Origin of the sequence: Arthrobacter ruber (assembly GCF_002954225.1) — a bacterium.
Lineage (GTDB): Bacteria > Actinomycetota > Actinomycetes > Actinomycetales > Micrococcaceae > Arthrobacter_D > Arthrobacter_D ruber.
The window spans coordinates 51,107-70,008 of the sequence record NZ_PPTH01000013.1 but is presented as its reverse complement, the minus strand read 5'-3'; the positions used below and the strand labels follow the sequence as shown (position 1 = coordinate 70,008).

At 71.0% G+C, this 18,902-nt stretch carries 18 protein-coding genes; 16 read left to right on the top strand and 2 right to left on the bottom strand.

Features of this window, described 5'->3' with window-relative positions:
- Window positions 1–54 precede the first annotated feature (54 nt).
- Window positions 55–3,669 carry a chromosome segregation protein SMC gene (gene smc / locus CI785_RS04270; protein ID WP_105030855.1) on the top strand — a complete coding sequence of 1,205 codons (3,615 nt, stop codon included), beginning with the start codon at window positions 55–57 and terminating at the stop codon, window positions 3,667–3,669.
- Here the strand turns inward: smc and CI785_RS04265 are convergent.
- A complete protein-coding gene (locus tag CI785_RS04265; RefSeq protein ID WP_105030854.1) occupies window positions 3,666–4,952 on the bottom strand; it encodes an MFS transporter in 1,287 nt (428 codons plus the stop codon). The genes smc and CI785_RS04265 overlap by 4 nt on opposite strands.
- A 62-nt stretch (window positions 4,953–5,014) precedes the next feature.
- Here CI785_RS04265 and ftsY point away from each other — a divergent pair, with 62 nt between their 5' ends.
- From ftsY to CI785_RS04250, 3 genes are all read left to right on the top strand, one after another.
- A complete protein-coding gene (ftsY, locus tag CI785_RS04260; RefSeq protein WP_105030853.1) occupies window positions 5,015–6,208 on the top strand; it encodes a signal recognition particle-docking protein FtsY in 1,194 nt (397 codons plus the stop codon).
- A 203-nt stretch (window positions 6,209–6,411) separates the two neighbouring features.
- The gene (locus CI785_RS04255) at window positions 6,412–7,743 is read left to right on the top strand and encodes an ammonium transporter (protein WP_105030852.1); all 1,332 of its coding nucleotides are present in this window, start codon (window positions 6,412–6,414) and stop codon (window positions 7,741–7,743) included.
- Window positions 7,740–8,078, top strand: a complete 339-nt coding sequence (locus CI785_RS04250; RefSeq protein ID WP_043445797.1) for a P-II family nitrogen regulator — start codon at window positions 7,740–7,742, stop codon at window positions 8,076–8,078. Before CI785_RS04255 ends, CI785_RS04250 begins: the two co-directional genes overlap by 4 nt.
- Before the next feature lie 58 nt (window positions 8,079–8,136).
- Here the strand turns inward: CI785_RS04250 and CI785_RS04245 are convergent, their stop codons facing one another.
- Window positions 8,137–9,549, bottom strand: a complete 1,413-nt coding sequence (locus CI785_RS04245) for a glucose-6-phosphate dehydrogenase (protein ID WP_105030851.1) — start codon at window positions 9,547–9,549, stop codon at window positions 8,137–8,139.
- Between the two features lie 209 nt (window positions 9,550–9,758).
- Here CI785_RS04245 and ffh point away from each other — a divergent pair, with 209 nt between their 5' ends.
- The 12 genes from ffh to CI785_RS04185 all read left to right on the top strand — a co-directional run bounded on the left by ffh (window position 9,759) and on the right by CI785_RS04185 (window position 18,879).
- Window positions 9,759–11,339, top strand: coding sequence for a signal recognition particle protein (gene ffh, locus CI785_RS04240; RefSeq protein ID WP_105030850.1), 1,581 nt, complete (start codon window positions 9,759–9,761; stop codon window positions 11,337–11,339).
- 40 nt (window positions 11,340–11,379) lie between these two features.
- Window positions 11,380–12,087, top strand: coding sequence for an alpha/beta fold hydrolase (locus CI785_RS04235; RefSeq protein WP_105031010.1), 708 nt, complete (start codon window positions 11,380–11,382; stop codon window positions 12,085–12,087).
- 156 nt (window positions 12,088–12,243) lie between these two features.
- A complete protein-coding gene (locus CI785_RS04230; RefSeq protein WP_105030849.1) occupies window positions 12,244–13,143 on the top strand; it encodes a VOC family protein in 900 nt (299 codons plus the stop codon).
- A gap of 183 nt (window positions 13,144–13,326) precedes the next feature.
- Window positions 13,327–13,731, top strand: coding sequence for a 30S ribosomal protein S16 (gene rpsP, locus CI785_RS04225; protein WP_105030848.1), 405 nt, complete (start codon window positions 13,327–13,329; stop codon window positions 13,729–13,731).
- Between the two features lies 1 nt (window position 13,732).
- Window positions 13,733–13,978: an RNA-binding protein gene (locus CI785_RS04220; RefSeq protein WP_105030847.1), complete on the top strand. Its 246-nt coding sequence runs from the start codon at window positions 13,733–13,735 to the stop codon at window positions 13,976–13,978.
- A 125-nt stretch (window positions 13,979–14,103) separates the two neighbouring features.
- A complete protein-coding gene (gene rimM / locus CI785_RS04215) occupies window positions 14,104–14,712 on the top strand; it encodes a ribosome maturation factor RimM (RefSeq protein ID WP_105031009.1) in 609 nt (202 codons plus the stop codon).
- Window positions 14,712–15,629 (top strand): tRNA (guanosine(37)-N1)-methyltransferase TrmD, encoded by a 918-nt coding sequence (gene trmD / locus CI785_RS04210; RefSeq protein WP_105030846.1) that lies wholly within the window; start codon window positions 14,712–14,714, stop codon window positions 15,627–15,629. Before rimM ends, trmD begins: the two co-directional genes overlap by 1 nt.
- 215 nt (window positions 15,630–15,844) lie before the next feature.
- Window positions 15,845–16,204, top strand: coding sequence for a 50S ribosomal protein L19 (rplS, locus tag CI785_RS04205; protein ID WP_087075993.1), 360 nt, complete (start codon window positions 15,845–15,847; stop codon window positions 16,202–16,204).
- Between the two features lie 68 nt (window positions 16,205–16,272).
- Window positions 16,273–16,893: a signal peptidase I gene (gene lepB, locus CI785_RS04200; protein WP_240615010.1), complete on the top strand. Its 621-nt coding sequence runs from the start codon at window positions 16,273–16,275 to the stop codon at window positions 16,891–16,893.
- An 87-nt stretch (window positions 16,894–16,980) separates the two neighbouring features.
- Window positions 16,981–17,805 (top strand): signal peptidase I, encoded by an 825-nt coding sequence (gene lepB / locus CI785_RS04195; RefSeq protein ID WP_105030845.1) that lies wholly within the window; start codon window positions 16,981–16,983, stop codon window positions 17,803–17,805.
- The gene (locus CI785_RS04190; protein WP_105030844.1) at window positions 17,802–18,545 is read left to right on the top strand and encodes a ribonuclease HII; all 744 of its coding nucleotides are present in this window, start codon (window positions 17,802–17,804) and stop codon (window positions 18,543–18,545) included. The genes lepB (CI785_RS04195) and CI785_RS04190 overlap by 4 nt, the downstream gene beginning before the upstream one ends.
- A gap of 7 nt (window positions 18,546–18,552) precedes the next feature.
- Window positions 18,553–18,879: a DUF2469 domain-containing protein gene (locus CI785_RS04185; RefSeq protein ID WP_105031007.1), complete on the top strand. Its 327-nt coding sequence runs from the start codon at window positions 18,553–18,555 to the stop codon at window positions 18,877–18,879.
- Window positions 18,880–18,902 lie beyond the last annotated feature (23 nt).

Below are 18,902 nucleotides of genomic sequence, written 5' to 3'. Positions count from 1 at the left end.
CGGTGCGTTCCAGTAGATTGGGGAGGTCCCACATCACCTGGAGATCCGAACACCGTGCATCTGAAGAGTCTAACCGTGCGAGGGTTCAAGTCTTTCGCCTCGGCGACCACCTTCGACTTCGAGCCCGGCGTCACCGCCGTCGTCGGACCCAACGGCTCCGGCAAGTCCAACGTGGTGGACGCCCTGGCCTGGGTGATGGGCGAGCAGGGCGCCAAGACGCTGCGCGGCGGCAAGATGGAGGACGTCATCTTCGCCGGCACCTCGGGCCGTGCCCCTCTGGGCCGGGCCCAGGTGTCCCTGACCATCGACAACGCCGACGGCGCGCTCCCGATCGAATACACCGAGGTCACCATCTCCCGCACGCTCTTCCGGGCCGGCGGCTCGGAGTACGCGATCAACGGCAGGAACTGCAGGCTCCTGGACATCCAGGAACTGCTCTCCGACTCCGGGCTGGGACGCGAGATGCATGTGATCGTCGGGCAGGGGCAGCTCGACAAGGTGCTGCACGCCACACCCGAGGAACGGCGTGGCTTCATCGAGGAGGCCGCCGGGATCCTCAAGCACCGGCGCCGGCGCGAGAAGACCGTCCGGAAACTCGACGCCATGCAGGCCAACCTCGCACGCCTGTCCGACCTCACCGCCGAGCTGCGCCGCCAGCTCACGCCCCTCGGCAAGCAGGCCGAGGTGGCCCGCCGTGCCCAGCAGGTGCAGTCCACCGTCCGCGACGCGCGGTCCCGCCTGCTCGCCGATGAGCTGGTCACCCTGCGCACGGGGTTCGAGCGCGACGTCGCGGCGGAGGCCGCCCTCCAGGCCCGCCGCGACGAGGTCGGGACGGCGCTCGCCGCCGCGCAGGCCCGTCAGACGGACCTCGAGCAGGCGGCCGCGGTGTCCGTCCCGGCGCTGAACCGCGCCCGCGAGTCCTGGTACGCGCTGTCCAGCGTGCGCGAGAAGCTCGCAGCCCTCGCCGCCCGCGCCGAGGACCGAGGACACCTCCTCGGACAGGGCGGCCCCGAACCCGACAGCGGCCGCGACCCCGATCATCTGGACCGGCAGGCCGCGCGCGTGCGCGCCGAGGTCACCGGACTGCGGAAGGAGGTCGCCTCGCTCGGTCGGGCCCTCGAGGCGAGCCTGGCGGCTCGCCGTGCCGCCGAGGAGGCGTCGGCGGCGGAGGACGCCCGCCTCGCGCGCCTCCTCAGGGCCGCCGCGGACCGGCGCGAGGGGGACGCCCGCCTCGCGGGGACGGTGGGGGCGGCCCGGTCGCGTGTCGAGTCCGCCGTCGCCGAACTGGGCAGGCTCCGCGCGTCCGTCATCGCGGCGGAGGAACGCCGCCGTATCGCCGAGCGCGACTTCGCGGCGCTCGAGGGCCGGGTCGCCGGGGACGAGGAGGGGGAGGAAGGGCTCGACGCCGAGCACGAGGAAGCCTCCGCCGTCCTGGCGGCCGTCGCCGAGGAACGCGCCGTGCTCGCGGAGGAGGAGCGTGCGGCCGAACGCGCACGCGGCGCGCTCGCCGCCCGGCTCGAGGCGCAGCGTGAGGGCCTGCAGCACCGCGACGGCTCGGGCGCCCTGCTGGCGGCAGGACTGGGCGGCGTGTCCTCGCCGCTCGCGCAGCTCCTCCGGGTGACGCCCGGCTTCGAGAAGGCCGTCTCCGCCGCGCTCGCGCAGTGCGCCGACGCCGTGACCGTCGACAGTGTCACCGCCGCCGTGCAGGCGCTGGAGCTGCTGAAGCACGACGACGCCGGGCAGGTGTCCCTCGTCGTCGCGCCCGGCGGGCAGGGGGACGAGCATCCCGCGCGACCCGACGCCCCGCCACAGGTGCCCCTCGAGGGAGGGGTGGTCCCCGCGCTCGCCGTGGTGAGCGTGCCGATCGCGCTCCGGCCCGCCCTGGACCACCTCCTGGACGGCGTCGTCGTGGCAGCCGATCTCGCACAGGCCGCGGGCCTCCTTCAGGACGGCACGGCCGAGGTCGTCGTCACGTGCGAGGGCGACGTCCTGTCACGGCACACGGCGCGCGGCGGGACCCCGGGGGCCGCGGGCTCCCTCGAGCTGCGCGCCGCCGTCGAGGAGACCGAGGGGAAGCTCGCCGCGGCCGTCGCCGCGACCGAACGCCTGCGCTTCCGCCTGTCCGCGACGACGGCGCGCCGGCAGGAGGCCCAGCAGCGCGTGGACGAGGCGCTGGAGCGCCTCCACGAGTCCGATGCGCGCATGGCCGCCGTCGCCGAGAAGCTGGGCCAGCTGAACGCCGGCCTCCGCTCGGCGTCCGGCGAGGCCGAGCGCCTGGCCGCCCTGGTGCGGGCCGCCGAGGCGAACCTCGCCCGGGAGGAGTCCAGGCTGCAGGAGGCGGCCCTGCGCCTGAAGGACCTGCAGGACCAGCCCGTCGAGCCCGAGCCGTCCGCCGAGCAGCGCGACGCCCTGCAGCGCGCCGCCGCCGGCGCGCGGCAGGTCGAACTCGAGGCGCGGCTGGCGCTGCGCAGCCGGGAGGAGCAGCTCGCGGCGCTGGAGAACCGGGCTGCGTCGCTCGAGCGGGCGGCCCGGTCCGAGCGCGTGGCCCGCGAGCAGGCGGCCGAGAAGGCGCGGGTCCGCGCGCTGCAGGCACGGAAGGCCACCGCCGTCGCCCGAGCGGCGCGTACCGCGGAGCGCCTGGCAGCGCAGTCGGTGGCCGCCGCCGCGGACCACCGTGACGCCGCCGAACGACGGCGCGAGCAGCAGGAGGGGGAACTGCAGGAGGTGCGGAGGGCCACCGCCGACCTCGCTGCGGACCTCGCGCGGCTGACCGACTCGGTGCACCGCGACGAGCTCGCCCGCGCGCAGCAGGCGCTCAGGATCGAGGCGCTGGAGAACCGGGCCATCGAGGAGCTCGGCCTGACCCCCGACCACCTCGTCGACGAGTTCGGCCCCCACCTCCCCGTGCCCGAGGAGTCGGCGTCGGAGGACAAGTGGGCCGCACTGCGTGCGCCCGTCGACGAGGACGGCACCCCGGTGCCTCAGGGCGTCCCGTTCGTGCGCGCGCAGCAGGAGAAGCGGCTGAGGCGCGCCGAGCGTGACCTCGCGGCGCTCGGCAAGGTGAACCCGCTCGCGCTCGAGGAGTTCGCCGCCCTGGAGGAACGGCACCAGTTCCTCAGCACGCAGCTGGCCGACCTCAAGGCCACGCGGAAGGATCTCCTGGACATCATCCGGGAGGTCGACGAGCGCGTGGAGCAGGTGTTCACGGCCGCCTACCGCGACACCGCCGAGCAGTTCGAGCGGGTCTTCGCCACGCTGTTCCCCGGCGGCGAGGGCCGGCTCGTTCTCACCGACCCGTCGGACATGCTGGGCACCGGGATCGAGGTGGAGGCACGTCCCGCGGGCAAGAAGATCAAGCGCCTGTCACTGCTCTCCGGCGGCGAGCGCTCGCTGACGGCCGTGGCGCTGCTGGTCGCGATCTTCAAGGCCCGGCCCTCGCCGTTCTACGTCATGGACGAGGTGGAGGCCGCCCTGGACGACACGAACTTGGGCCGGCTCATCACGATCTTCCAGGAGCTCCGGGCATCGAGCCAGCTGATCATCATCACGCACCAGAAGCGCACGATGGAGGTCGCCGACGCCCTGTACGGCGTGACCATGCAGGGCGACGGTGTGTCCACCGTGATCAGCCAGCGCCTCGCACCGGAGGCGGAGCCGGTCCTCGGCTAGGCGGGCGGAGCCGCCGGCGCCTGCCGGGGCAGGGTCTCCCGCGAGCCGATCCAGACCGCCGCGGAGACGACCGCGAGGGCTCCCGTGACCACGAAGGCGAGGTCGTAGGAACCGACGAAGAGCCGGTCGATGATGACCCCGGCCACGATCGGACCGAAGATCGCCCCGAGGTCGGAGCTCATCTGGAAGGCCGCCAGCACCTTGCCGCCACTGCGGCCGTTGCCGATGACGTCGGCGACAGCGGCCTGCTGCGCCGGATTGAGCAGACCCGTGCCAATGCCTCCGACGACGCAGATCGCGAGGAACACGTAGACGTCGCCCGAGAACCCGAGCGCGGCCATGGCGGCGCCGTTGACCAGCAGCCCGGTGATCACCAGCGGCTTCCTGCCGACGGTATCGGCCAGCCGGCCGGAGACCGTGAGGGCGAGGGCCGTGCCCGCCGCGAAGAACGCGAGCGAGATGCCCGCGATCTGCGGTCCGGCGCTCAACACCGCGGTGGCGAACAGGGGGACAAGGGCCATGCGGATGCCGAAGGAGGACCAGCCGTTGGCGAAGCTGGACACGAGCGCCGCCCGGTAGGCGGAGTCCCGCACCGCCTGGCCGACCGTCAGGGGAGCGGCGCCCAGCCCCGCCTGCCGGTCGGCGAGGGAGGTCCCCTTGAGCTGGAAGAAGACCACCGCGGAGGCCACGAGGAGCGCGGCCGCGTAGACGAGGAACGGTATGCGCAGCCCGAGCCCGGCGAGCAGCCCGCCGATGATGGGGCCGCCGATGCTGCCGAGCAGGAAGGCCGTGGCGTAGGCGCCGGACACGCGACCGCGGATCGACGGCGGCGCGAGGCGGACGATCAGACCCATGGCCGAGACGGTGAACATCGTGGACCCGATGCCGCCGAGGCCGCGGAACACCAGCAGCTGCCAGTAGTCCCCGGCGAACGCGCAGGCGGCGGTGGACAGCGCGACGATGAGCAGGCCGACGATGTAGACGGGACGCTCGCCGAGCTTCTCCACGAGCCACCCCCCGGCCGGGGCGAACAGCAGCCGGGTGAGCGCGAACGCGCTGACGATCACCGAGGCCGCCGTCACCCCCACGTCGAAGCTCTGCGCGAACTGCGGGAGGATCGGGGCCACGAGCCCGAACCCGATCGCGATGACGAACGCAGCGGCGATGAGCACCCTGATCTCGCGAGGGATGCGCTCACGCTCCGATGCCGGGCTCCCTCCCGCGTGCTTCCGCCGGAAGAGGCTTCGGGGTGGGGTGGAGCGCACGCGAGGAAGTCCGGCCATTCCCCGCATTCTGTCACCCGGCCGACCGGATGCTCAATCGGCCCGTATGAGAAGGTGGATCAGTGAACGAACTCCTGCTGCCCGTCATCTTCGTCATCCTCGCGATCGCCGTGATCGGCTCGGTCGCCATGCTCCTCGTGCGCGGCAGGCGCACACCCCCGGGGCTCTACACCTCGCCCCGCGATGCCGACGACCAGGTGGTCGATGCCGCCCACGGGGCCACCTCGACGGACGTCCTCGAACGCCCGGACGGGGTTCCCACCGCCGAGCTCATCCCGGACGACCTCAGCGGACTCGACGAGGCCCCCACGGTCCCCGGGCTGGACACCGTCGACGCGGTGCAGGGCAGGCTCGCCCGGCTGCGCGCCCGCCTGGTCCGCTCGAACAACGCCCTCGGCAAGGGGCTCCTGGCCCTGCTGTCCCGCGACAGGATCGACGAGGACGTCTGGGACGAGGTGGAGGAGACCCTCCTTCTGGCCGACCTCGGAACCGAACCCACGATGGAACTCGTCGACGCGCTCCGCGAACGCGTCAAGGTGGCCGGCAGCCGCAACCCCGCCGAGGTCAAGGACATGCTCCGGGAGGAGCTGGTCAGGCTCGTGGATCCCTCGATGGACCGCTCGCTCGCCACGCAGCGCCACGCCGACAGGCCGGCCATCGTCATGGTGGTCGGCGTGAACGGGGTCGGCAAGACCACCACCGTGGGCAAGCTGGCCCGCGTGCTGGTCGCCGACGACAAGGACGTCATCCTCGGAGCGGCGGACACCTTCCGTGCGGCCGCCGCCGAGCAGCTGGCCACCTGGGGGGCGCGCGTCGGCGTCCCCACCGTGAAGTCCGACGTCGACGGCGCGGACCCCGCGTCGGTCGCCTTCGAGGCCGTCAAGGCAGGCATCGAGCAGGAGGTCGACGTCGTCCTGATCGACACCGCGGGCCGCCTGCAGAACAAGGTGGGCCTCATGGACGAACTCGGCAAGGTCAAGCGCGTCGTCGAGAAGCAGGGCACGGTGGACGAGGTCCTCCTGGTCCTGGATGCCACCACCGGCCAGAACGGCCTGACGCAGGCCCGTGTGTTCGCCGAGGTCGTGAACATCAGCGGCATCGTGCTGACCAAGCTGGACGGCACCGCCAAGGGTGGCATCGTCGTGGCCATCCAGCGAAGCCTCGGCGTCCCCGTGAAGCTGATCGGGCTGGGGGAGGGCCCGGACGACCTCGCCCCGTTCGACGCCGAGGGCTTCGTCGACGCCCTGCTCGACTAGGGCCGGTCCCCCTTACTCCCGCCCGCCCCGTCAGGCAAGGGACAGGCTGCGGGGAAACCTCCCGGAAACACGGGTGTCACGCGTCTTTTACCGCAGTCCGATCGATGTAACCTGCGCGCAACGTCCCACCCAGAAACCGGAAACACAGGCGTCCCATTCTGGAGGGGCGGGATTTCCCCGCCCCTTTGGAAGGACTGTGTGTGATGGACCTGACAGCCGGCCACGTCTGGGTGATGATCTCAGCGGCCCTCGTACTTCTCATGACCCCCGGCCTCGCCTTCTTCTACGGCGGCATGACCCGCGCCAAGGCCGCCCTGAACATGATGATGATGAGCTTCGTCGCCGTCGGACTCGTGGGCATCGTCTGGGTCCTCTGGGGCTACTCGATGACCAGCGGCGACGGCGTCGCGCAGCTCTTCGGGAACCCGTTCGCCTCCTCCGGCCTCCAGAGCCTGATCGGCACCGAGGACCTCATCTCGGCCGGCTACGGCGCCACCTTCGCCATCATCACCGTGGCCCTCATCAGCGGGGCGATCGCCGACCGCGCCAAGTTCGGCGCCTGGACGCTCTTCGTCCCCATCTGGGTGACCGCCGTGTACTGCCCGCTGGCCTTCATGGTGTGGGGCGGCGGCCTCCTGAGCGCTGACGGTGCTGTCGGTGCCGCGGTCGGCGAGGCCGTCGACTTCGCCGGCGGCACCGTGGTGCACATCAGCGCCGGCGTCGCCGCGCTCGTCCTCGCCCTGATCCTCGGCAAGCGCCAGGGCTTCGGCAAGGACCCCGCGCAGCGTCCCCACAACATCCCGTTCGTGATGCTCGGCGCCGCACTCCTGTGGTTCGGCTGGTTCGGTTTCAACGGCGGCGCTGCGGGCTCGGCCGAGGAGGCCGGCCTCATCTGGGTCAACACCATGGCCGCCCCTGCGGCCGCGATGGTCGGCTGGCTCGTCACCGAACGCATCCGCGACGGCCGGCCCACGTCCCTCGGAGCCGCTTCGGGCATCGTGGCGGGCCTCGTGGCCATCACCCCGGCCTGCGCCAACGTCAGCCCCGTGGGCGCCGTCGGACTCGGCCTCGTCTCCGGAGCGCTCTGCGCGCTCGCCGTCGGCATCAAGTACCGCCTGGGCTTCGACGACTCGCTCGACGTCGTCGCCGTGCACCTGGTCGCCGGCATCATCGGCACGCTGTCCATCGGTTTCATCATGATGCCCGTCGAGGGTGAGGGCGGCGGACTGTTCTACGGCGCCGGCCCGGGCCAGCTCGTCGCCCAGATCGTGGCGGCAGCCATCGCCATCGCCCTGTCGGCGGTCATGACCGCCATCATCGGCCTGGCCATCCACAAGACCGTCGGCTTCCGCATCAGCCCGGACAACGAGGTGTCCGGCGTCGACCTGTCGGAGCACGCCGAGACCGCGTACGAATTCGGCGGACTGGGTGTGGGCGGATCCTTCCACCCCTTTGCCGAGCAGATGTTCGGGCAGCAGAAGTCAGCCAAGCCACAGACCACCCAGCAGAGCGTCACGGAGGGCGTCCATTCATGAAACTCGTCACAGCCATCGTCCGTCCCGACAAGCTCGACGGCGTCCGGGGGGCCCTCGAGAACTACGGCGTCCAGGGGCTCACCGTCAGCCAGGCCAGCGGCTACGGGCGCCAGCGCGGCCACACCGAGGTCTACCGGGGCGCGGAGTACACCGTGGACCTGCTGCAGAAGGCCCGCGTCGAGGTGCTCGTCGCGGACGCATGGGTCACGGACATCGTCGACGTCCTGGTCTCCACCGCGAACACCGGCCGTGCCGGTGACGGCAAGGTATGGGTCATCCCCGTCGAGGAGGCCGTCCGCGTCCGCACGGGCGAGCGGGGCGAAGCCGCCCTGTAGCGGCCCGTACTGCTCCGCACACGCCCGGCCGGGTCCTCCCGGCCGGGCGTGTGCGCTGTCAGGCCTTCCTGCCGTGCGACGACGGCCAGGACTCCGGACCGTCCGATCCCGCCCGGTACTCCTCGAGGGGGACGCGGTCCTGCGACCATGCCGCCAGGACCGGCTCCACGATGCGCCAGCAGTCCTCTGCCGTGTCGCCACGGACGGAGAGCGTCGGATCACCCGCGAGGACGCCGTCGAGCACCTCGCCGTAGGGGAGCAGGTCCGTCTCGTTGAGATCGGCGCTGAGCGTGGCACGGTCCAGCGAGAAGATGTCGCCGGGCCCGTTGACGTCGAGTTCGAGCTGCAGGGTGTCGGGCCCGAACCCGATGCGCAGCTTCGTCGGCGCGTCCTGGCCCGTGAAGCCGACGGGCAGGTGGCTGACGGGGCGGAACGTGATGACCGCCTCCTTGCGCTTGGCGCCGAGCGCCTTGCCCGAGCGGAGGACGAACGGGACGCCGGACCAGCGCTCGTTGTTGATGGACACGGTGACCTCGGCGAGGGTCTCGGTACCCCTCGCGGCGTCGACGCCGGGTTCCGCGATGTAGTCGGGGATCTCCCGGTCGCCGATCGCGCCCGCGGTGTAGCGGGCGCGGCGGCTGCTGCCCGGACTGTCGAGATCCACCGAGCTGGCTCTCAGGATGGAGCCGATGTGGTCGCGCAGGTCCCGCTCGTGGAGGGTCGACGGCGCGTTCAGCGCCAGGAGCGCCATCACGTGGAGCAGGTGGCTCTGGATCATGTCACGCAGGGCGCCGGCGCCGTCGTAGTAGCGCGCACGGTTCTCGAGCGCGAGGTCCTCGTCGAAGATCACCTCCACCTTCTCGATGTGGAGGTTGTTCCATACAGGCTCGAGGATGCGGTTCGCGAAGCGCAGGCCGAGGATGTTGAACACCGTCGCCTTGCCGAGGAAGTGGTCCACCCGGTGGATGTTCTGCTCGGGGACGAGGCCGGAGAGTTTCTCGTTGAGGGTGTGCGCACTGGCCTGGTCCGTCCCGAAGGGCTTCTCCATCACGAGGCGGGTGCTCTTGGGCAGGGAGTCCGGGCCCAGGGCGCTGCAGGCCATCTGGCTGATGGCCGGCGGCAGCGCGAAGTAGATGGCCACCGGACCCTCGAGCGTCGCCACGAGGTCGCCGAGGCCGTCCTGCGTGACGTCGATGAAGCGGTAGGAACTGGCATCGCGTACCTGCTGCAGCGCGGCGCGCCCGCGGTCGTCTGCCTTGTCCAGCGCGTCGGCGAAAGCGCCGTCCAGGCGCTCGCGCCACTGCTCGTCGGTCCAGTGATCGGACCCCGCGCCCACGAGGTGGAGGCCGTCGGCGCGGCCGAGGCGGATCAGCCGGGCGAGTCCGGGGAGCAGCAGGCGGCCCGTGAGGTCGCCGGAGGCCCCCAGGATCAGCAGCGTCTTCACGCGCGTCTCGGCGTCGGCGGGAATCATGTCGTGTTCTGCGAGCGAGGAAGTATCCACGTGTTCACCTTGCCACTTATCCCCGCGGGTGTCCCGCTCCGCGGTGATGCGTCGACGGTCGCGCCGCCCGGCCGCCGGAGCACCGTGCGGGGCTACCGGGGGTCGACCTCCGGGTACCCCCAGTTGGTACCCTAGGGAGTTGAGTCTCCATACTTCCCATCGAAAGTAGTGCACAGCACGTGTTCAATTCACTCTCCGACCGGCTGACTGCAACCTTCAAGAACCTCCGCGGCAAGGGCCGCCTCACCGAGGCGGACATCGACGCGACGGTCCGCGAGATCCGGCGCGCCCTGCTCGACGCCGACGTCGCCGTGCCCGTGGTGCGCGCCTTCACGGCCGCCGTCAAGGAACGCGCCCTCGGCCTCGAGGTCTCCCAGGCGCTGAACCCCGGCCAGCAGGTCGTCAAGATCGTCAACGAGGAACTCGTGGGCATCCTCGGCGGGGAGACCCGCCGTATCCGGCTCGCGAAGACCCCGCCGACCGTCATCATGCTCGCCGGCCTGCAGGGCGCCGGCAAGACCACCCTCGCGGGCAAGCTGTCGAAGTGGCTCAAGGGACAGGGCCACAGCCCCCTGCTCGTCGCCTGCGACCTCCAGCGCCCGAACGCCGTGCGGCAGCTCCAGGTCAACGGCGAACGCGCCGGTGTCCCGGTCTACGCGCCGCACCCCGGCGTCAGCTCCGAGTTCGAGGCCGCCACCGGCGACCCGGTGGCCGTCGCCCGCCAGGGCGTCGCCGAGGCGCGGGCGCGCCTGCACGACGTCGTGATCGTCGACACCGCCGGCCGCCTCGGCGTGGACGCCGAGCTGATGCAGCAGGCCGCGGACATCCGCGCCGCGATCAGCCCCGACGAGGTCCTGTTCGTCATCGACGCGATGATCGGCCAGGACGCCGTCAACACCGCACTCGCCTTCAACGAGGGCGTCGACTTCACGGGCGTGGTCCTGACCAAGCTCGACGGCGACGCCCGCGGCGGTGCGGCCCTCTCGGTCGCCTCGGTCACCGGCAAGCCGGTCATGTTCGCCTCCACGGGCGAGGGGCTCGGCGACTTCGAGCTGTTCCACCCGGACCGGATGGCCTCCCGCATCCTCGACATGGGCGACATCCTGACCCTGATCGAGCAGGCGGAGCAGTCCTGGGACAAGGACGAGGCCGCCCGGATGGCGAAGAAGTTCGCCGACCAGGAGGACTTCACACTCGACGACTTCCTCGCGCAGATGCAGCAGATCCGCAACATGGGCTCCATGAAGAAGATGCTCATGATGATGCCCGGCGCGGCGAACATGCGGGAGCAGCTGGAGAACTTCGACGAGCGGGAGATCGACCGGGTCGAGGCGATCGTCCGCTCGATGACCCCGCACGAGCGGCTCGCGCCGAAGATCATCAACGGATCACGCCGCGCGAGGATCGCCCGCGGTTCGGGCGTGCACGTGTCCGAGGTGAACGGTCTGCTGGAACGCTTCGGCCAGGCCCAGAAGATGATGCGGAAGATGGCCTCGGGCGGCGGCATCCCGGGCATGCCCGGGATGGCCGGACCCGGCGGGTTCGGTGGTCCGCGCAAGAAGGCGGCCGCGGCGAAGGGCAAGAAGAAGCCCCGCTCGGGCAACCCGGCGAAGGCCGCGCAGGAGCTGCAGGAGGCGGAGGCCCGGCGGGCCGCTGCCCGTACCGCCGCACCCACCGGAGCGGCCTTCGGCGGTCAGCAGGACTTCGACCCGTCGGCGATGAACCTCCCCAAGGGCTTCGAGAAGTTCCTCGGGAAGTAGCGCAGGCGGTGGCCGACCCCCGTCCGGCGCCGAGGCCGTGCTGACCCTCGAGCGTGTCGTCTTCGTGCACGGCAGCGGTTCCTTCGGTGCCGCTGCCTGGCCGAGGCAGCACGGGCTGTCGCTCGACTTCGACTGCCTCTACGTGCGGCGGCACGGCTTCGCCACCGATGCCGATCCGCTGCCCACCGACCATGTGCGCGACCAGGAGATCATCGCCGGCGCCCTGGCGGGCGGCGGGCACGTCGTCGCGCATTCGCAGGGCGCGGTGTCCGCGATGATGCTCGCCGTCGAACGGCCGGACCTCGTCCGCTCGCTCACCCTCGTCGAGCCCGCGTGCCTGTCCCTCACCGCGGACCTGCCCGCCACGAGGGCGCACATCGCGCTCATGGCACCGCTGTTCGCGGAGCGCTCCACGATGGCGGACGAGGAGTTCCTGCGGCTGTTCGTCCGACGGGCCTTCGCCGCCGACGCCCCCGCCCCGGCCACGGAGGACGAACGGCGCGCCGCCACCCGCCTCCGGCTGCAGAGTCCTCCCTGGGAGGCGCCGCTGTCGATCGTGCCCGGCGTGCCGACCCTCGTCCTCACGGGAGGGTGGGAGCCGCTGTACGAGGAGGTGGCCGACTACCTGGCGGCCACCGGAGCCGTGCACCGCGTGGCCCCGGGCGGGCACCGGCCGCACGACAGCCCGGACGGTGCCGCGCTGATCCGCGCGTTCCTGGGCGACACCCGGTTCGGCGCCCGGATCTGACCGCGAGGGTGGTTCACGCAGTGCAGGCTGCTTCTCACCGCGCGGGATCCGCCGATCCCGAATCGACAGCTCGGAGCGGACGCCGCACGGTCCGGGAATAAGTTGAAGCTTCAACAAGTTGTGCAGGACATGCACGTCCACACCCCGAGGAGCTCCATGTCCGCCCACGATCTGCTTCCCGCCGACACCGCCATGGGGCCGCTGACACTGAAGGTCGGAGACCTGGCGTCCATGTCCACCTACTACGCGACCGCGCTCGGCCTCGAGGTGCTCGCCGACGGCGCGGACGCCGTCGTCCTCGGCCGGCGGGGGAGTGCGGTGCTCCGCCTCGAGGAGGCGCGTCACCTGCGCCTCCCCGACCGCGGGGAGGCCGGCCTGTTCCACACCGCGCTCCTCTTCGCCGATCGCGCGGACCTGGCCGCCGCCGTGGCCTCCGCCGCCCGCCATCCCCTCAGCGCCTACGTGGGAAGCGCGGACCACCTCGTCAGCGAGGCCTTCTACTTCAGCGACCCCGAGGGCAACGGCATCGAGTTGTACGTGGACCGGCCCCGCGAGACCTGGGCGTGGACGGAGGACGGGCGCGGCAACCGGGAGGTGACCATGGACAGCCTGCCCCTGCCGGCGCAGGAGTACATCGGGAAGTATCTGACAGAGGCCGCGGCATCATCCCCGGAGTCGGGGAGCGCCACCGTGGGCCACGTGCACCTCCAGGTGGGTGACGTGGACACCGCCCGCCGCTTCTACGTGGACGTGCTCGGCTTCGAGCGCACCGCCGGCTGGCACGACCAGGCCCTCTTCGTCTCCGCCGGCGGGTACCACCACCACATGGCCATGAATGTCTGGAACAGCAGGGGCGCCGGCCCGCGCAAGGACACCCTCGGCCTCGGTGAGGTCCTCATCCGCGTACCGGCTGCGGACGAGGTGTCGGCCCTCGCCGATCGCCTCACCCATGCAGGGATCGGAAGCCACCACACCGGGGCGGAGCTGCGCTTCGAGGACCCGTGGCTGAACCGCCTGAGGGTCGCGGTCGGTGACCCGTCCGGCAGCGCCGCGTGAGGCCGCGCCGGACGGGCCGGAATCGCCTAATTTCCCGCCGTCTGGCACAATGGACACGTACTCGATCCGTGCAGCCCCTCTCTCTGCGCGTGCATTGTGTCCTCTGAACCCATCTGGATGGCCCGCCCCACGGGAGCAGGATGACGGGTTCGCCCTTTTCATCTACAAGGAGTGACCACACAAGTGGCCGTAAAGATTCGCCTCAAGCGCATGGGCAAGATCCGCGCACCCTTCTACCGTGTCGTCGTCATGGATGCACGCTCCAAGCGTGATGGCCGTGCCCTCGAAGAGATCGGTAAGTACAACCCCACCGAGGAGCCCTCGTTCATCGAGATCAACTCCGAGCGTGCCCAGTACTGGCTGGGAGTCGGCGCCCAGCCGACCGAGCAGGTCTCCGTCCTGCTGAAGATCACCGGCGACTGGCAGAAGTTCAAGGGACTCAAGGGCCAGGAAGGCACCCTGCGGACCAAGGCACCGAAGGAGTCGTTCGTCGCACCCGAGAAGGGCTCCGTGATCGTCCCCGAGGCCATCACGCCGAAGGCGAAGAAGAACGACGACGCCGCCGCGGAAGCAACCGAGGCAGAGTAACTTGCTGGCCGAAGCTCTGGAGCACCTCGTCCGCGGCATCGTCGACAACCCTGACGACGTCCGGGTCGCCGCGAAGAACAACCGCCGCGGCGAGACGCTCGAGGTGCGCGTGCACCAGGAGGACCTCGGCCGCGTGATCGGCCGCCAGGGCCGGACCGCCCGTGCACTGCGCACCGTGGTGGCCGCCCTCGCGGACGGCGAGCCCGTGCGGGTCGACGTCGTCGACACCGACCGCCGCCGGGGCTGAACCTCCAGAGCCAGGCACGAACCCGATCGGCCCCACCACCAGGACATGGTGGTGGGGCCGATTTCATGTATCACTGGCACCACGGCCAGCACCACACCATCGGCACGGACAGCAGGAGCACCACCATGGATGTACTCGTAGCGAGGATCGGCAAGCCCCACGGCATCAAGGGCGAGGTGACGGTCCAGCTCTTCACCGACGCACCGGAGGACCGGTTCGAACCCGGCGAGACCTTCCGCGTCGAAGGGGCCGCCGTGGCCGAGCTGACCGTCGTGAAGGCGCGATGGAACAAGGACATCCTGATCGTCGGCTTCGAGCAGGTCCCCGACCGCAACCAGGCCGAGACGCTGCGCGGCGCGCAGCTCTTCATCGACAGCGAGGGCGCGGACGACGACGAGGACGACGCCTGGTACGAGCACGAGCTCGTGGGACTGGATGCCCGCGTGGACGGTGAATCCGTCGGCACGGTGACCGGGCTGCGCACCATGGCGGTCCAGGACCTCCTGGTGGTCGGGCTCGCCGACGGGCACGAGGCGCTCGTGCCGTTCGTCGGGGCGATCGTGCCCGAGGTGGATCCCGAGGGAGGCTTCGTCACCATCGTCCCGCCGGCAGGACTCTTCGACCTCAACACCCCCGGCTCCAACCAGGCACCCGACGACGGCGACGGCGTTGCCGCCGACGGCTCCGACGCTCCGGAGGCAGCCGGCGACACGCCCGGTGGGGCGCGAGACTAGTGCGCATCGACGTCGTCTCCATCTTCCCGGAGTACCTCGCCGCCCTGGACCTGTCCCTGATCGGCAAGGCGCGGCAGGACGGCGTGCTCGACGTCCGCGTCCACGACCTGCGCTCCTTCACCACGGACCGGCACCGGACCGTCGATGACACGCCCTACGGGGGCGGCGCGGGCATGGTGATGAAGGCGGAACCCTGGGCGCTGGCCCTGGAGGCCGTCCTCGCCGACGCGTCTCCGGCCGGCGCTGCCGACGCTGCCGGTGGTGCTCCTGCGGCCCACGACGGGACGGCCGATGCCCTGCCGGGCGACGGATCCGCGACTGTCGGCTCGACGGACAGCGCTTCGTCCGCCGGCACTCCTTCGGCTCGGCGCCGGCCGACGCTCGTGGTGCCCTCGCCCGCCGGAGCGGTCTTCGACCAGGCGATGGCCTACGAGTTCGCCGAGCTCGACCACCTCGTCTTCGCCTGCGGCCGCTACGAGGGGATCGACGAACGCGCGATCGACTGGGCGCGCGGGCCGTTCGACGTCCGCCCGGTCTCCCTCGGCGACTACGTGCTCAACGGCGGGGAAGTGGCGGTCCTCGCCATGGTCGAGGCCGTCGGCAGGCTCATCCCCGGCGTCGTCGGCAACCCCGAGTCCCTCCTCGAGGAATCCCACGCGGACGGCCTGCTCGAATACCCGGTGTACACCAAGCCGTCCTCCTGGCGCGGCCGGGACATCCCCGAGGTGCTGCTGAGCGGCAACCATGCGAGGATCGCGCAGTGGCGGCGCCTGGAGCAGTTCCACCGCACCGCCGACCGGCGTCCCGACCTGCTGGCCGCCGTCGACACGGCCACCCTGACGAAGGCCGACCTCACGGCGCTGCGCGCGGCGGGGTTCGACGTCGTCGACGGCATGCTCACGCGCCCCCCGCATTAGCGGTTGGCGACGCTGCTGTGGAATAATCGGAGATCGTGTCCACTGGGCCGGACCCTGCCACAGGGGGCGTCCGGCCAACAGTTCGCACACACCGGCCGCCGACCTTCCGGATCGGCCGGGAACCCTACTTCGGCGGCATCGTCAGGACCCTCGGTCCCGTCCTTGCCCGCCGTGACCAACGTGAATGACCTGTGGCGTTCACCAGGAGAATCAGCATGCACATCCTCGATTCCGTAGACGCCGGATCCTTCCGCGACAACGTCCCCGACTTCCGCGCCGGCGACACCGTCAACGTCCACGTCAACATCATCGAAGGCAAGAACACCCGTGTTCAGATCTTCAAGGGCTTCGTCGTCGGCCGCCAGGGCGACGGCATCCGCGAGACCTTCACGGTCCGCAAGGTGAGCTTCGGCGTCGGCGTGGAGCGTACGTTCCCCGTCCACAGCCCGGTGCTCGACAAGATCGAGGTCGTCTCCAAGGGCGACGTCCGCCGCGCCAAGCTGTACTACATGCGCGAACTGCGCGGCAAGGCAGCCAAGATCAAGGAGAAGCGCGACCCCAAGACGGTCAAGTAACCCCTCTGGTGCAGTTCACCTCCGCTTCCCGGTCACCGGCCGGAGAGCACCCGGAACGCCGGTCCTTCGTGGGCTGGCGTTTCGTGTTCTCCGCCGTCGTCGTCGCGGTCCTCATCACAGGACTCGTGCGCGGTTTCCTCGTCGACGTGTACTTCATCCCCTCGGCCTCCATGGAGCCGCTGCTCACCGAGGGTGACCGGGTGCTCGTCGCCAAGGCGGAGGACACGCGGGGCGATGTCCGGCGCGGCGACGTCGTGGTCTTCGACGGTCGCGGCTCGTTCGACCCCATCACCGACCCCCGCAGCCTGCCTCAGCGCACGGTGGCCGCCGCCGGCCAGTGGCTGGGGCTGACCGGCAGCGACACCGTATACGTGAAGCGTGTCATCGGCGTCGGCGGGGACCATGTGACGTGCTGCTCGGAGGACGGGCGCCTGACGGTGAACGGGCACGCTCTCGAGGAGCCGTACCTCCACCCGGGGGACGCGCCGAGCGAGGACGCCTTCGACGTCGTCGTCCCCGAGGGCCGCCTGTGGCTCCTCGGCGACCACCGCTCGGCGTCCATGGATTCCCGCTCGCTGCTGGGCGCGCCGGGCGGAGGGCTCGTCGCGGAGGATCGGATCATCGGGCGGGCGTTTCAGCTAGTCTGGCCCCTGGAGCGGTTCGCCCCGATCGACCGGCCCCTCGGCTGACACGACACCCCCGGCGGCACGCCGGATCAGCAGGACCGCACCCGGTGGACGGCCGCCGGGAGCCACGACCACAGAGGAAACCTTCACATGGCACGGAGCTTCCGCAGGAAGTCGCCCACAGGGACCGAGGCCCCCGCAGCACAGTCCTTCGATCCGGACTCCGACGGCAGTACCCGGGCGGGCGCCCCGACCGGCTCGCCGCGCGGGAGGAAAGAGGCCGACCGCGGGTTCGGGGCGTGGCTGAAGGAGATCGCGACGATCGTCGTGATCGCCCTCGTGCTGTCCTTCCTCATCAAGACCTTCCTGTTCAGGGCATTCTTCATCCCGTCGGGCTCGATGGAGGAGACCCTCGAGATCGACGACCGGATCTTCGTCAACCAGCTCGTGCCCGAGCCCTTCGACCTTGAGCGCGGAGACGTCGTCGTCTTCCGCGACACCGAGGAGTGGCTGCCGCCCCAGCCCGAAGCGCAGGTCAGCTGGCTGAAGGAAGCACTCATCTTCATCGGGCTCGCCCCCGACGAGTCGCAGCAGCACCTCGTGAAGCGCGTCATCGGGCTGCCGGGCGACCACGTCATCTGCTGCGACGCCGAGGGCCGGATCACCGTCAACGGCGAGCCGCTCGTCGAGCCCTACCTCTACCCCGGAGCCACGCCGTCGGACCTGCCGTTCGACGTCGTGGTGCCCGCGGGCAAGGTGTGGGTCATGGGCGACCACCGCAACGCCTCGGCGGATTCCCGCGCCAATCAGGACAAGGATGGCCAGGGGTTCGTCAGCGTCGACGACATCGAGGGCAAGGCCGCCGTCATCGCCTGGCCCCTGAACCGCATCGGCTTCCTCGGCAACCACCCCGACGTCTTCGACGGCGTGCCCGAGCCCGCAGCCGCGGCAGGACCTGGTCCCTCGGGACCATGACGGCCCCGGGCAGGAAGCGATCCGCCGCGCCGACCCTGACGGTGGAGAAGTCCCTCGCCGCCGACGGACACCGGTACATCGCCGGCTGCGACGAGGTCGGCAGGGGAGCGCTGGCAGGGCCTGTCTCGGTGGGGATCGTCGTCGTCGACCTCGATGCGGCGAAGGGTATCCGGGGAGTGCGGGACAGCAAGCTGCTCCCGCCGGCCGACAGGGAGGCGCTGGTGCCGCGGATCCGCCGCTGGTCCGTCGCGTCCGCCGTCGGGCATGCCTCCGCTGCCGAGATCGACGCGCTCGGGCTCATGGCCGCCCTGCGCGCCGCCGGCAGCAGGGCGTGGGCCTCGGTGCTGGAGACCGTCACCCCGGATGCCGTGCTCCTGGACGGCAACCACGACTGGCTGTCCGCGCGATCCCAGGGACTGCTCTTCGCGACGGGCGACGGCGAGGCCGCGCCGGTCGAGCCGGCAGGCTGCACGGCCCCGGTGCACACCCGGATCAAGGCCGACCTGAAGTGCCTGAGCGTCGCGGCCGCGAGCGTGCTGGCCAAGGTGGAGCGCGACGCCCTGATGGTGTCGCTCGCCGCCGACCATCCCGCCTTCGGCTGGGACGGGAACAAGGGATACGCGACCGAGGGTCATCGTGCCGCGATCGACGCCGTCGGTCCCAGTGCGTACCACCGGAAGACCTGGCGCCTGGGGAGTACCGACCGGCCCTGTGCGGCGCACCTGGAAAGTGGAGGATGATGAACTGATGAGTGCCGAGGATCTTGAGAACTACGAAACCGACATGGAGTTGCAGCTCTACCGCGAGTACCGGGACGTCGTGGGGCTCTTCAGCTACGTCGTCGAGACGGAGCGTCGCTTCTACCTGGCGAACACCGTGGACCTGCAGGCGCGCTCGGCCGACGGCGAGGTGTACTTCGACCTGACCCTGCAGGACGCGTGGGTCTGGGACGTGTACCGCTCGGCGCGGTTCGTGAAGAACGTCCGCGTGATCACGTTCAAGGACGTGAACGTGGAAGAGCTCTCCAAGTCGGACGACATCGCACTGCCCAAGGACGGCACGCTGGGCAACTGACACCCGGCGGGTCCGGGGGGTGA

Coding starts and splice junctions, on each gene's coding strand:
- lepB (WP_105030845.1), top strand. CDS start 16,981: ATGGCACGGAGCTTCCGCAGGAAGTCGCCCACAGGGACCGAGGCCCCC.
- rplS (WP_087075993.1), top strand. CDS start 15,845: ATGCACATCCTCGATTCCGTAGACGCCGGATCCTTCCGCGACAACGTC.
- CI785_RS04230 (WP_105030849.1), top strand. CDS start 12,244: ATGTCCGCCCACGATCTGCTTCCCGCCGACACCGCCATGGGGCCGCTG.
- CI785_RS04245 (WP_105030851.1), bottom strand. CDS start 9,549: ATGATTCCCGCCGACGCCGAGACGCGCGTGAAGACGCTGCTGATCCTG.
- CI785_RS04255 (WP_105030852.1), top strand. CDS start 6,412: ATGGACCTGACAGCCGGCCACGTCTGGGTGATGATCTCAGCGGCCCTC.
- CI785_RS04250 (WP_043445797.1), top strand. CDS start 7,740: ATGAAACTCGTCACAGCCATCGTCCGTCCCGACAAGCTCGACGGCGTC.
- rimM (WP_105031009.1), top strand. CDS start 14,104: ATGGATGTACTCGTAGCGAGGATCGGCAAGCCCCACGGCATCAAGGGC.
- CI785_RS04185 (WP_105031007.1), top strand. CDS start 18,553: ATGAGTGCCGAGGATCTTGAGAACTACGAAACCGACATGGAGTTGCAG.
- CI785_RS04265 (WP_105030854.1), bottom strand. CDS start 4,952: ATGGCCGGACTTCCTCGCGTGCGCTCCACCCCACCCCGAAGCCTCTTC.
- CI785_RS04190 (WP_105030844.1), top strand. CDS start 17,802: ATGACGGCCCCGGGCAGGAAGCGATCCGCCGCGCCGACCCTGACGGTG.